Source organism: Cellulomonas jepli (assembly GCF_047229345.1).
In the GTDB taxonomy this organism is placed as follows: Bacteria; Actinomycetota; Actinomycetes; order Actinomycetales; family Cellulomonadaceae; genus Cellulomonas_A.
Genome location: NZ_JBFTER010000146.1, coordinates 1 through 10,239, shown reverse-complemented (window position 1 = coordinate 10,239; position 10,239 = coordinate 1). Strand labels below are relative to the sequence as shown.

The 10,239-nt window shown below is 69.8% G+C and carries 11 protein-coding genes; 2 read left to right on the top strand and 9 right to left on the bottom strand.

The genetic code is table 11. The annotated features are described in order from the left end of the window. Positions 1-482, bottom strand: a 482-nt coding sequence (locus AB6N24_RS21765; protein ID WP_412871454.1) for an MBL fold metallo-hydrolase, incomplete at its 3' end; no start/stop codon positions are given. A gap of 323 nt (positions 483-805) precedes the next feature. Here AB6N24_RS21765 and AB6N24_RS21760 point away from each other — a divergent pair. Beyond that, positions 806-1,480, top strand: coding sequence for a DUF4304 domain-containing protein (locus tag AB6N24_RS21760; RefSeq protein WP_412871453.1), 675 nt, complete (start codon positions 806-808; stop codon positions 1,478-1,480). 162 nt (positions 1,481-1,642) lie between these two features. Here the strand turns inward: AB6N24_RS21760 and AB6N24_RS21755 are convergent, their stop codons facing one another. From AB6N24_RS21755 to AB6N24_RS21745, 3 genes are all read right to left on the bottom strand, one after another. Further along, positions 1,643-3,124: an outer membrane protein assembly factor BamB family protein gene (locus AB6N24_RS21755; protein ID WP_412871452.1), complete on the bottom strand. Its 1,482-nt coding sequence runs from the start codon at positions 3,122-3,124 to the stop codon at positions 1,643-1,645. Between the two features lie 118 nt (positions 3,125-3,242). Beyond that, the gene (locus AB6N24_RS21750; protein WP_412871451.1) at positions 3,243-3,920 is read right to left on the bottom strand and encodes a hypothetical protein; all 678 of its coding nucleotides are present in this window, start codon (positions 3,918-3,920) and stop codon (positions 3,243-3,245) included. 82 nt (positions 3,921-4,002) lie between these two features. Beyond that, complete coding sequence (locus AB6N24_RS21745) at positions 4,003-4,470, bottom strand: hypothetical protein (RefSeq protein ID WP_412871450.1); 468 nt, start codon at positions 4,468-4,470, stop codon at positions 4,003-4,005. A 349-nt stretch (positions 4,471-4,819) separates the two neighbouring features. On the opposite strand from AB6N24_RS21745, the gene AB6N24_RS21740 reads away from it, so the two are divergent. Continuing rightward, positions 4,820-5,866 carry a hypothetical protein gene (locus AB6N24_RS21740; protein WP_412871449.1) on the top strand — a complete coding sequence of 349 codons (1,047 nt, stop codon included), beginning with the start codon at positions 4,820-4,822 and terminating at the stop codon, positions 5,864-5,866. A gap of 72 nt (positions 5,867-5,938) precedes the next feature. Here the strand turns inward: AB6N24_RS21740 and AB6N24_RS21735 are convergent, their stop codons facing one another. From AB6N24_RS21735 to AB6N24_RS21715, 5 genes are all read right to left on the bottom strand, one after another. Continuing rightward, positions 5,939-6,442, bottom strand: a complete 504-nt coding sequence (locus tag AB6N24_RS21735) for a hypothetical protein (RefSeq protein ID WP_412871448.1) — start codon at positions 6,440-6,442, stop codon at positions 5,939-5,941. Between the two features lie 251 nt (positions 6,443-6,693). Then, positions 6,694-7,503, bottom strand: coding sequence for a pentapeptide repeat-containing protein (locus AB6N24_RS21730; protein WP_412871447.1), 810 nt, complete (start codon positions 7,501-7,503; stop codon positions 6,694-6,696). Positions 7,504-8,378: 875 nt separating this feature from the next. Further along, the gene (locus tag AB6N24_RS21725; RefSeq protein ID WP_412871446.1) at positions 8,379-8,945 is read right to left on the bottom strand and encodes a restriction endonuclease; all 567 of its coding nucleotides are present in this window, start codon (positions 8,943-8,945) and stop codon (positions 8,379-8,381) included. Between the two features lie 157 nt (positions 8,946-9,102). Further along, entirely contained in the window at positions 9,103-9,225 is a 123-nt protein-coding gene (locus tag AB6N24_RS21720; RefSeq protein WP_412871445.1) for a hypothetical protein, read from the bottom strand. A 141-nt stretch (positions 9,226-9,366) separates the two neighbouring features. Further along, complete coding sequence (locus AB6N24_RS21715) at positions 9,367-9,945, bottom strand: recombinase family protein (protein ID WP_412871444.1); 579 nt, start codon at positions 9,943-9,945, stop codon at positions 9,367-9,369. Positions 9,946-10,239 lie beyond the last annotated feature (294 nt).

Sequence of the window (10,239 nt, the reverse complement as noted above, 5' to 3'; positions counted from 1 at the left end):
ACGCCGCCGTAGTGGTCGATGTGGGTGTGGGTGTAGATCACGGCGACGACCGGCTTGTCGGTCACGTGCTCCCGGAGAAGCGCGAGCGCCTGCCGTGCAGCGGCCACCGAGGAGCCGCAGTCCACCACCACGACACCGTCCGGACCCTCGACGAAGGTCACGGTCGCGATGTCGTTGTTGCGCACCTGGTAGAGGCCGTCGACCACCCGGTACAGACCGGCCTTGCGGATGAGCTGCGACTGGCGCCACAGGCTCGCGTCGACCGTGTCGGGCGCGGGATCCCCGTCCTGGCCCAGGAAGTCGAACCAGCCCAGGTCGAGGCTCACCCGACCGTCGTCCTCCCGAACCGCGCCGTCCGGGATAGCGGCGATCAGACCTCGGTCGGCGTCACCGAAGTCCTGACGGTCGTCCATCGCGTAACGCTCGTGTGCCGCCTCCAGCACCGAACGTGTGGTCGTGCTCGCTGCCTTGGCTGCGCTCATGCTCGTCGTCCTCCGCCGGTCCGGGGTGTGCATCCCTCGCGACAGTGCGTGGCGCACAGGAGCGAGTCCTCACCCGCATTGGGTGATCGTCACCCGATGCGGGTGAGGATCCGCGTACGACGCGAGGGGCATGTACCTAAACGATCGTTTGAGTGCATGTACTCGAAGGGTCGTCTCGCGCCCGGGGCCGCTCAACTACTGCAGGAGCGTGGGGATGACCCCTGCCCGCGAGGTCGAGGTCAAGGTCGAGAAGCGAGCTTGTGCGCGCCCCGCACCCGTTCAGCGGGCTGTCGTCGCGACGAGCGATGTCGCACAGTGAGCGGATGAGTGGGCAGAACGCGATGGTCACACGCGCGATCCGGCGTCACGTGCGGCCGGTACTGGAGCGGCAGGGGTTCGATGACTTCACCGGGCGCAAGGCGTGGCGACGGCGCCAGGGCGGGGTGATCGAGGTCGTGGACTTCCAGGCGGTGGGTGCCTACTCCTCGTTCGGGGTTGGCTGCACGTCGTTCTCTTTCGCGGTCTACGCGGGCGTGTGGATCCCTGAGTGCGAGATCGAGGAGCGCACCCCCGTGGCCTCTGCGCTGGGGCGGCCGAACTACTACGAGTGCACGTTCCAGGTGATCCTGGGGAAGGCTCTGGCGCAGCCGGGGGCGTTCCACCCGTACGAGCGAGACACGGATGAAGACCGGTTCGACACCTGGGCCGTCGACGAAGACGCGGGCAACCTCGAGCCGATCATCACCGACGTCGTGCGGACGCTGACGACAACGGGCTTCCCCGTGCTTGACGAGCTCTCCAGCAGAGCGAATGCCTACGAGGCGTTGCTGACGCGCAACTCGACGAATTCCGAGCTCGGCGTTCCCGGCATCACCATGCCTGGCGCCCCGGGAAGCCCGCACTGGCTGCAGACCGTCCGGCGCCTGGCGGCCGCGCTCGGGCGGGACGCAGAAGCGGACATCATCAGTGCGCCGGTGCTGCAGACGCCCACGAGCTGAGGCGGCTGTAGCCGAGCGCGCGTGTACCTAAACGAACGTTTGAGTACATGTACGGGAGTGACCAGCGCCCGAGCCCACACCTCCGCACCTGCCGACGGGCGCATGACGGCTAGGCCTCGGCGTGCGATGGGTGGAGATCTCCGATTCGAGCTTGAGGTCGGGTCACGGTGCCAGGAGGACGGTCCGTCTCGAGCCGGAGAGGAGCACTCGGCCGTCGCGCAGCGGCTGCAGGGCACCCGCGTCGACCGGGGAGGGGATGCGCCAGAGCTGCTCGCCGGTCTCGACGTCTCGCGCGACCAGAGATGTCTGGCCGTCCACGCGCGCCAGGATGAGGACGGTGCGCCCGTCGGTCACGAGCCCGCCGCCTGCGTCCGGCTCGTGGTCGTCGTGCTCCCAGACCGTCTCGCCCGTGTGGACGTCGACCGCGGCGACCCGGTCCTTCTCACGCAGGACGACGCGCCCGGCGAGCACGACCGGGCTGGCCCATCGGGGGGTCGCGGAGCGCCACAGGTCCTCGCCCGTGCGTGCGTCGACCGCCATGATCCCGGCGCCACCCGAGGGCTGGACGAGCATCGTGTGCGGGGCAGTACCGTCGTCGACGAGCGGCTCGAAGGCATGTCCGGTGGTCGTGAAGCGCGGTGTGCCGTCGGCGTCCGTCACGGTGAGCTCGACGCCCGTGCCGTCGATGACGGAGGAGACCGCGGTCCCGCCGTCGGGCAGTGTGAACCGGTCGAGCTCGCTCTCGCCCGGTTCACCTTCGCTCGGGGGATCGATCGCGTCGCCGGTGCGGGAGTCGAGGGTGACCGAGACATCACCCGCCTCCCAGGTCATCGTCTCGGTGTCCGACCACATGCTGACGCCGGCCACACGGCCCACGTTCGGGCCCGTGTACTCCCAAGCCAGCTCACCGGTGAGCAACGACCACCGGCTCCCGACGAGACGGTCCTCCGCGTCCAGACCCACTGCGACGACGCTGTCCTCGATCTGCGTCGGATGGCCCGAGCCCGGAAGGACGAGCCGCCGGAGGATGGCACCAGAGGCGGGGTCGAGGACGCTGACCTCGGACTGCGGGCCCAAAGCGGAGGCTCCGCCGGACCCGGTGACGACGTTCGGAAAGCTCACGCCCTCGAACGGGACGGAGTCGACGCAGGCCAGGACCGCGGACCCCGGCTCGAGCACGTCCACCGGCCCCTGCCACCACCCCGCGCGGGTACCCCCATCGCCGCGCACGAACCAGCACCCGAACGAGCCGCCCGGGCTCCGTTCCCAGCGGGGCGCGCCGTCGTCCAGGCCGACACCGAGCACCCCCTCACCCTCCGGGCCGTACAGCACCAGGACGTCACCGATGATGCCGATCACACCCTCGCCCGGAGCCTCCCAGACGTCGGTCAGCGGCGCTGCGAGTGATCCTGTGAGGCCTTCGATGCGCTCGAGCCGGCTCGTCTGCGCTCGCTCGGCCCGCCACTCGACGAAGCCGCCCGCGCCGAGCGTGAGCACCACGACGCCCGCAACGACAGTCCAGGCCCGGCGAGGGACGCGCCTCACCAGCTCCCGCCAGTCGGCACCGCGCTCGACCGCCGGCGCGGCGGCACCCACGGCCTCGACCAGCTCGACATCGACCTGTCCCCGCCCCGGCGCACGCACGATCGCGACGCTACAGCCGACGCCCAGCGCTAACCGACGGCCGCGTCCACGGCAACGACCTCAGAAGTGCACCTAAACGAACGTTTGAGTGCATGTACTTGGCGCCTCGCGGCCCAGGTCAGGGTCGCGGCACGTGACGCCATCCTCGACGCGCGGGCGCGGTCGAGGTCAGACCGGCGTAGTCGAGGAGGTGCTTCGGGTCGGTGTCGACCGCAAGCCACGTCGTCACGGGCTGCGCAGCGCTGGTCGGTGCCCAGGCGATCGCGACGTGCGTGGTCATCACCTCGCGGGCCTGCAGCGGAGGGTAAGACCAGGTCAGCCCGTCGGGGCCGTCGGTCACCGTTTCGTCACTGAGCCGGCCCCGCCAGGAGGCCGGGGCGTCCTGCGACTCCACAAGGGCGGGGAGGAGCAGGTCGTTGGGCCCTCCGACGTGCAGGGTCCACTCGGGGGACTCCACCTCGACCGCGGCCAGGTCCTCTCCCCAGTTCGTGCCCGCGGTGAGCCCGGGCGGCGTGCGTCCGCACACGGTGACCGCAGACGTCTCGCGCTCGGTCAGCACCGACCACGCCACACCCCAGCACGCCTCCGCCGTGAACACGCCATACGTGTTCCACACCTCGTCGTACCGGACGACGAGGCACCGCACCTCCAGGCGCGAGTCCGTCCACCACCGCACGACCTTAGCCTCCGAGGGGAGCACGACCGTCTCGGTGTGCACCGTCTCAGCGCCGGTGTCCACGGTCAGCGACACCCGGACAGGCCCCAGCGGCGTCGGCACCTCGCGCTCGCACAGCATGCCGACAGCCTCGCACCCAGGCGTACTCAAACGATCGTTTGAGTGCATGTACCCACGGGGCGAGGAGGTGGGACGGGCGGGTCTAAGCCCTGCGCCAGGGCCAGCGCCGCCGCCGCCGGTGATGTGTGTGTGCTCCGGCGAGGTGCTGGGCGACAGCCGGAACCTGTGCGAGGACGGTGTCGTTGCAGAGCCAGACAGTCGGTAGCAGGGGGTGGTTCAGCCCTTCCGCGCGCGAGACCTTCCGGCCGAAGAAGGCATCGTCCGGTGAGTTGGCGCGCCCGTCGAGCAGGGTCGAGCCGATGACCCCGCCCTCCGTCGGGCCGGTGCGGGTGGAGAAGGTGAGCCGCGTCGAGGGGTCGCCGTTGTCTCCCCAGGTCCCGATGATGAGGTCGAGGTACACCTCTCGGCCGCCCTCGTGGTCGTAGAGGAAGGCGAGGAAAGCGGCTGAGGTCGTCTCGTCAATGAACACCTGGCCGGTGACCAGCTGACGCCGGCCGCCGCAGTCCGGACACGCCTGCGACTTGGGCTCCTCGCAATCAACCTCCAGCACCAGCCACCTCCGCGTCCGTTCCGCTGCCACCTCGTTGGGCCGGGAGTCTAGGTCCGGCGCCGTGCAGCGACCTGTACTCAAACGAAGGCTTGCGTGCATGTATCCGGGGCGCCCGAAGTCACGTCGCTGTCGGGAGGTCCGCTTGTGGGCTGCGCGGTCCCTGCCGCACGCTTCGGAGGCGTCGCGGCGGAGGGGCGAGTGTCTGCTCGCCTGCCGGGTCCGCGCACGACTGGGGGTCGAGATGGTGAGTGGGAAGCGATCCGCTGCTCCGCCGCGTCCGGTGGCTGGTGATGTCGTCACGGGGTACTCGGAGGTGCTGGGTGGGTGGTCGGCGGGGCAGATCACGCATGTGGACGCTGGTGAGCGGCTGATCGCGGTTCTCGAGCTCGACTGGGTCGGCGAGCAGCCAGGCACGTTGGACGACGTCCGGGATGCTCGGCCCGTCTATGCGGCGCGGGGGTTGGCACACGTCCGCTGCCCGTGGCAGCTGCCCCGCGGCGTCCAGGTCGTCGGGTCGATGCCGGTGCCGGCTGTTGCGGCTGCGATGCCCAGGACGTTCGGCTACTGGCAGCTTGGAACGGACGTCGCCCATGCGCGCTGGCGCGCGGCCGGCAACCGAGGTCCCCTCCCGGCGCCGTCTCGTCTTGCGCTGACGGCGCGCGAGCTCGAGGACGTGCTGGCCGGCCCTGCGCGGCTCGATGTTCGTCAGCTGCACGTGAACGGCATCGTGGACCTCGACTGCGCATCGGTGGTCGAGCGCTTCCCGGAGCTTCGCCACCTCGACCTCGAAGGAGACCTCGGGATCCTGCGCAACAGCGCCCGGCTCAACAGCTCAGCGCACCTGACTCAGGTTGCGCTGACGAACCTGTTCGGCATGACGGCCCAGGACTGCCTGCTGCCGGAGTCTGTCCCGCACCTGGAAGCGCTGAGCCTGGACAGCGTCCCGGCCGACTACGCGGAGGCGACCCGTCGGCTCTGGCGCCGCGAGGTCCGCCACGGCACCCTGCTCGAGGTGCGTGGTGCACGTCCCCCGGGGTGGGTCGAGGAGAACCGAGCCAACCCACTGCGCGTCTGGGACGGTCGCCCACACATCAGCGCCCGGATCTACGCCCGCGCGCTCGCCCAGTTTCGCCTCACGCGCGACGCGATCGTGACCACGCTGCGTGAGACTCCGCGCGAGGAGTGGATCGGCGTGATGCCCGCGCTCGGGCACGACCTCGCCGAGGGCATGAACCGCATCGACACCCGCACCGGCTTCATCGAGACTGAGGAGCGCCAGGAGCTCTACCTCGCGCTCCATGGGATCTTCGACAACGCGCAGACGGAGCTCGCCACCGACACCACCGAGGCGTGGACCACCTTCGCCGACGCAGTCGACGCCAAAAGCCGCTGGTGACCCGCCTCTAGCCAGGCAGAGCAGGCGAGACGTGCGTGTACTCAAACGATCGTTTGAGTGCATGTACGGCGGTCAGCGGTGCTGGAGTCTCCTCCGGAGCAGCTCCAGCTCCTCGGTGGGGAACGGGTGCTCGACCCACTTGTTGCGGTACCGCTCGGGCCCGTACTCGTTGAGCACGGTCTGGGCCCCGCGCAGGAAGGCGTCACCGAGCGCGGGAAGGGTCTGGCGCGTCTCGAAGACGAGCTCGGCCTCTCCCTCGAGGTCGTCATCGACCGTGAAGACACGCAAGGCGACACGGTCCTCGTCCCGCACGAAGTGCCACCGGTCGAACCCCGGTTCCTCCGCCCAGACGCACTCCGCCTCCCGCGCGCCGGCGAGGACTCGGTTCACGGTCCTCAGCAGGTCCCCGAGGGCGTCGCTGAGGAACGACGGCCCCATGCTCGTCGCGTTCGTGCCGTCGGAGATGGTCGCCTCGGCCCATCCTCGTCTGCTCAGCCGGAACGTGAACTCCAGCCGCGGCGCCACGGACTGCTCGTCGGTGTGAGGCTTCCGCGGCTTCTTCGAGTTCTTCGACACGGGCAACATCGTCCCCGACGACGCTGAGCACGCTCGTGCGTGGGTGTACTCAAACGAACGTTTGAGTACATGTACGCCTCGCGTCCCCCGTCCAACTAGGGCGGGACCTGTACCGCTCGGTCGCCCGCGCGCCTACGAGGCCGAGGCCGATCGCGCCGCCCGCGGCGGCGATGACGGTCAGCACCAGGGTGGAGTCACCGAGCGACGGTGGCCCTGACCTTGCGCGCCGACCGCGAGCAGCTGACCCGGGGTCACCTCGGGATAGGTGCGCTTTCCCGTTGGGCACGCTCGACCAGAGCGAGAGCTCGGTTTCGCTCCTCGTCGCTCTCGCCGAGGCTCGCTCGGTCCGCGATGCCCCACGCGGTGGGCGTGTCGGGCCCTTCCTCGATCCAGTACTCCATCGCGACGCGTAGGCCGATCATCGACTCGAGCGTGCCGGTGCTGGTCATGAGCGCCAGCACGCGACGCGCGACGGGGACCTTCCCGAGCGCGATCACGTGGAGCGCGGCTGACGGCAGCCGGGCGGAAGCCAGGTCGAGCCCGAAGAACGAACAGTCGGTCAGGCGCGCAGCGGTCAGGTCGACATCGCGCATTTCGTTCACGGGTCGCAGTCGAGACGACTGAGGTGCACGCCGGTAGAAGAAGACCTCCCGGAGGACGCCGGCGAACCGGGACCGCACGTGCCGCGCGTCGGAGAAGTCGACGCTCTCCAGGCGGGCGTGGCTGAAGTCGCAGCCGGTGTACAGCTCGCCGCCGTGGGCTGTGTCACGCAGATCCGCGCCGGTGAAGTCGACGCCCGCCCACTGCGTGGACCCGCGGCGTCGCCAGACCGGGGTCCGCCCCGCCATAGAGCCGCCGTTCAGGCGTGTGCCGCGCATCGAGCAGTCGGTCCATCGCGACTCCCACATGCGCAAGTCAGGCAGTCGGGCATCGTCGAACACGCAGTCCTCGACCCGCACATCGAGCAGGCGCAGGCTCTCCCAGGTAGCCCCGCTCAGGTCCAGGCCCGACAGGGTCACCCCGCGCAGCTCGTCCATGCCCGAGAGGGAGACAGTCGCCACGCCGGCACCTCTGGGGCCCGGCGCGCGCGTGATCGGCGGGGACAGGCGCATCCCTCGGAGGTCCCAGCGACCCGCCACCTTTTCCAACTCGAGCCCGTCGAGCGGCTGCCCGGCCCTCAGCCGCTGAACGACCGACCTCTCGCGGTCACCCACGCTCACCTCCACTTGGCATCGCACGGCGAGCCACACACTGCCGCACGCGGTACGCCGGACCCCGCAGGACGCGCAACGCTTCTACGCCCCGTCGCGAGCGTCGAGGCGCACTCAAACGATCGTTTAGGTGCATGTCACAGCACTCCGTGCTCCGCTGCTCCCGAGTGCGGGCGCGGTGCATGCGATAGGCCGGCGCCTATGGCAGGTACTGCGGGGATGAGTGCGGCGTTGCGCCGTTGTCACACGACACCTCGGTCCCGGAGGGAGCGGTGAACACGTAGCCGGCCGCGCCGGGTGCGGGCTGGCACACCACGTCGACCCAGCCGGTTGGGCTGCTCGGAGTGATCTCGGTTGGGGCGATCGCTGCGGTGCGGGGCAGGGACGCCCAAAGATGCTGGGCCGCCTCGGGCTGAAGTTGGTACCCCAACCAGGCCAACCCGCAGCCCACCGCTACCGCTGCGGCCGCGAAGGCGAAGCGTGCGCGGCCTCTAGACGCTGCTTCAGCCCTGCCTGGCGACCGGGTGCGCCATGACGTGTCGTGTCGGCGGACCGTCTCGTCGCGAACCCACTGCGGGACGCGGCCCGTGGGGGAACGAGGGAGGTCATCTGGCGGCATGCTCACACTGGCCCATCGGGCAGCGGCGACCTGCAGTTGAGCCGCCAGTGGTGAGGGGTAGTGCTCGCAGATCCAGGAGGTGCTTCGAACGATGCGCGCGTCGAGCTCAAGTTCGCGTGCGTGCGTGGAGCATGCGCTCAGCGACGCTGTTGCGGGGCCGTGCCACCGCCCACCAATCCAGGGAGACGAGCGCCATGTTGAGCTGGTCCGCGTACTGGACGGCTGGGGCGGAGAAGCCCTCGCGGGAGACGAACACGAGTTGACGCTGGGTTCCTGCTGCGCCGACCAGGCGCTGCAAGTCGGGTCGACCTACCGGCTTGGCGTGCCACTTCACCTGGGCTGCGACATGTCGTCCGGTGACGTCGATGCCGCCGTCGGCGCCCTGCTTGGTCACGCTCGCGTCCCGAAAGCCCAGGTCTCGCAGCATCGCAGCCGTGGTGATCTCGGCATCGCGCCACGTGTTGATCGCGTACCGGGGCGCGGTCGGCGGCGTAGCCGGGGTGGGCAGAGGTCGTCCGCGGTCGTCGCGCCACCAGATCCAGTCGGGTGGGGGAGTGGGCCAGCTCGCGGGGGGGCGCCACCCGGGATCGGGGTACCAGCCGGCTGGCGGTGTGGGCCACCCTGGCGGGGCGACCCAGCGAGGCGTGCGTGGATGCGAGGACTGGTGCCGCATGGATCTCACTTCGATGGTCAACGTCGAGTGAAGTTTCCCGTACGTCACCGCTGACGCCGTGACGTTCCGGCTAGGGAGGTTCAGGGCGTCTCGCACATGCAACCGCCCCGGCGCGGCACAAGGGCGGGTCTACTGCGGTGCCGGCGTGGGCAGGGTGCTACTGATCGGACGTCGGCTCGTCGGCGATCGCGTCATCGATCGCGCGGAGGATCGCGTCCATGTCCTCGTCGTCTTCGGCGCCGTACGTGTTGAGGTCGTTCTGGTCGTATCGCCGTTCCATGCGCCGACCGTATGGACGACCGTGCGCCGCGTCATCCGGCGTCTGGGTGACGCCCCCCGGTGTGGCACTGTCCGAGCGTTCCGAACTGGCGTACTTAACTCATGGCCGCTCGAGCGCAGCACGGATGAGTTGTGTGACGGGTCAGGGGACGGGTTCGGTGAGGGTTGGTTCGGTCGCCTGCAGCGCGCGGTAGATCGTGGCGCGGGAGACGGCGAAGGTGCGCACGAGGTCGGTGATGCCCTCGCCGCCGTCGCGTAGTGCACGGACCTGGCGGGCTTGGGCGGGGGACAGGCGCGGGGGGCGGCCGGTGTGCCGGCCGCGGGCCCGGGCGGCGGCTCGCGCGGCGGCGGCGCGTTCATGCATGAGCTCGCGCTCGTATTCGGCCAGCGCCCCGAAGATCCCGGCGAGCATGCGTCCAGTGGGCGTGGCGTAGTCGATGCCCTCGCGCAGGGACCGAAGCAACACTCCCGCGGTAGTGAGGGCTTCGATTGTGCGGATGACACCGGACAGGGATCGCCCGAGCCGGTCGAGTGCGACCACGACGATGGTGTCGCCGGCCCGGGCGTAGTCCAGCAGCGCGGCGAGCCCGGGCCGGGACTCACTCGCCCCCGACATGGTGTCGGTGTAGATCCGCTCGCACCCTGCCGCTGTCAGCGCGTCGCGCTGGGCCTCAAGGTTCTGGTGGTCGGTGCTGACCCTGGCGTAGCCGATGAGCGTCACGCCCGGATCGTCTCAGAAGTCGACGGGAAGACTGGCGTCGACACGCATAGTTTCGAACCGACTTGTGAGACGGCGGCGTCTGCGTGGCGGCTGTCGCCGACGTATCCCATCACAGCGTGTCTCACAACCAAGGGAATGAGACGCGGCCTCGACCGCGGCAGGCTGCCGCGGTCGAGGCCGGTAGTCACGGAGTGACGGAGACGGCGGTTCCGAGGATGGGACTGCTGCAGGGCTGGTTGACACTCCATCTGTGGGACGAGGTCCCGCTGGAAGGATGTCGCTGTGCCCAAGAAG